This window comes from Thermomonas beijingensis, from assembly GCF_020034655.1.
GTDB lineage: Bacteria > Pseudomonadota > Gammaproteobacteria > Xanthomonadales > Xanthomonadaceae > Thermomonas > Thermomonas beijingensis.
Window position 1 is genome coordinate 1 of the sequence record NZ_JAIQDJ010000032.1, and the last position, 1,987, is coordinate 1,987.

General features: G+C 54.0%; 1 protein-coding gene. It reads right to left on the minus strand.

Going from position 1 to position 1,987, the window contains the following annotated elements; all coding sequences use genetic code 11:
- Positions 1-983 precede the first annotated feature (983 nt).
- Positions 984-1,376, minus strand: coding sequence for a hypothetical protein (locus tag K7B09_RS13000; RefSeq protein ID WP_223629890.1), 393 nt, complete (start codon positions 1,374-1,376; stop codon positions 984-986).
- Positions 1,377-1,987: the final 611 nt, after the last annotated feature.

Genomic DNA, 1,987 nt, shown 5'->3' on the forward strand with positions numbered 1-1,987 from the left:
CGGGTAGGGAGTGCCAACAGCAGCGATTGCCAAGGCAAGTAGGACAAGTGAGAACCTGTACGTTGTCATGGCCTATCTCCCAATGCGCAACAAACTCACAAAGCCAGCCTAACACCTGAGTTAAGCCGGGCCGCTGCGCGGCTTGGCGTAGTGGTACAAATTACCATTTAAGCCGAGCCGCGAAGCGGTCTCGGCTTGAACGAATTGTTAGGCGGCACCTCAGTGATCTTGGCGGCTATGCAAAAAGCGCGACCATTACCAGGATGCCGAAAAGTAGGAACACAGTTGCTAGAGCGGTAATTGCAATTGCCGCAAACGAACGCAGGGAGGCGTGACGAGTCAGCCGTGTGATGGCTATCGGAACAGGAACAGCCTCGACCAGGAGCGGCAAGACCGACATCTTTGCTGTAACCGACGCGCCAAATGAGCCAAGTGGAAAGCGCATGTACCACTGAGCTAGCCACGCTGAGACCGCAATGATCATAGGAAGCAAGAGCGCTAACCGAAGTTTCGGTCCGAAAGATGGCAAGTGACCTCCTTGAATGGACGCGACTACTTGTTGTGCCGCCTAACGCTTGAGTTAAGCCGACATGCGCAGTGGCGGCGAATGCCTGCTAGCGTAGCGCAAGCAGGCATTTGACGCCATGAAGCATGTTCGGCTTGAACGAATTGTTAGGCATGTGCGCTATTGCTGTGAGAAACGGCGAACATGCCGAAGGAATGCTGTTGTACCACTAAGTGCGGATGCAGTCTGCAATGCAGTCGTCGCTGTTGCTCTGCCAGCAATTGCAGGCTGTAGATTTTGATCTTGATCTTCGGTCAGGCGCGAGATCGCTGATTCGACAAGGAAACACCGCAAGCGACTTTTGCGCTTCGATGATGCGTGAGGTTCACTGCGCTGTATGCGCAAAACGAACTTGCTCTTGCATGCCTAACACCTGAATTAAGCCGCGCCGCGAAGCGGCGTCGGCTTGAATGAATTGTTAGGGCTCATGCTTTTCGACATTTGTGATGGAGTCGATTTGCAATGTTGGCCTGAACCCATGCTCTGGCCAATCATATTCTAGATTGACAATCCGACCCTTGAAGCGTGCCTTGATTGAGCCAAACGGAATTTTATTGGGGCCGAAAGCGGCGGGTAGCAAATCTCGAGGATCGTCCGCCAGGGTGATTTGATGCCAGTCGTGCTTGGTGCAGGGGCCTATTTGCATTCCGTGATGGTGAATATAGATACAACCGTCAACTTGTAGGTTCTTGCCTATCAGGGAGTTCTTGCTTTGGGCAAGTGCTTCAGGCGTAAGAACAGCCGTTTGCTCCGAGGCAAGGCACGGCGTAGAGATCAGAAGAGCGGCGCATGTCGCGATAATTTTGGTCATGAGCCCTAACACCTGAATTAAGCCGCGCCGCGAAGCGGCGTCGGCTTGAATGAATTGTTAGCCTTCATTCGCGGTCCACCGATGGCCACAGTTGTTGCAGATCAGCCGGCTGAGACTCGTAGGAAATAGCGCCGACGTAAAAAGACCGAGAACAAGGGCGAGGATCCGCTCTTTAGCCGGGATAGTACGCTCGAAGCTGCTAGATCCGCATCTAATGCAACGCTCTGGCTCGAGGCCTGCCTCAACCAACAGGTCTTGCTCCAAAAGGCCAGCCCGGTACGCTGCAATTAGTTCCTGAGCTTGCTGAAGGTAAAGCGCGGGGACTTGGATAGCAGTGCCGCCCAAGGCCAACGAGAAAGGCCAATTGGCGATGGAGTGATGGCTATAGGCGAGAGTCCCAGGAATTCCATCGGCCTCGAGCCTGGCGCGAATGACATGCGCCTCCCAAGGGTCAAGAAATCGGCCGACTGTGACGAGCATTGGGTATGAAGGCTAACACCTGAATTAAGCCGCGCCGCGAAGCGGCGTCGGCTTGAATGAATTGTTAGGCAGAGGATATGCCCGAATCTGTGCACCCGCAAGCTGCGACAACACACAACGAAACAAGAAGC

Coding starts and splice junctions, on each gene's coding strand:
- K7B09_RS13000 (WP_223629890.1), bottom strand. CDS start 1,376: ATGACCAAAATTATCGCGACATGCGCCGCTCTTCTGATCTCTACGCCG.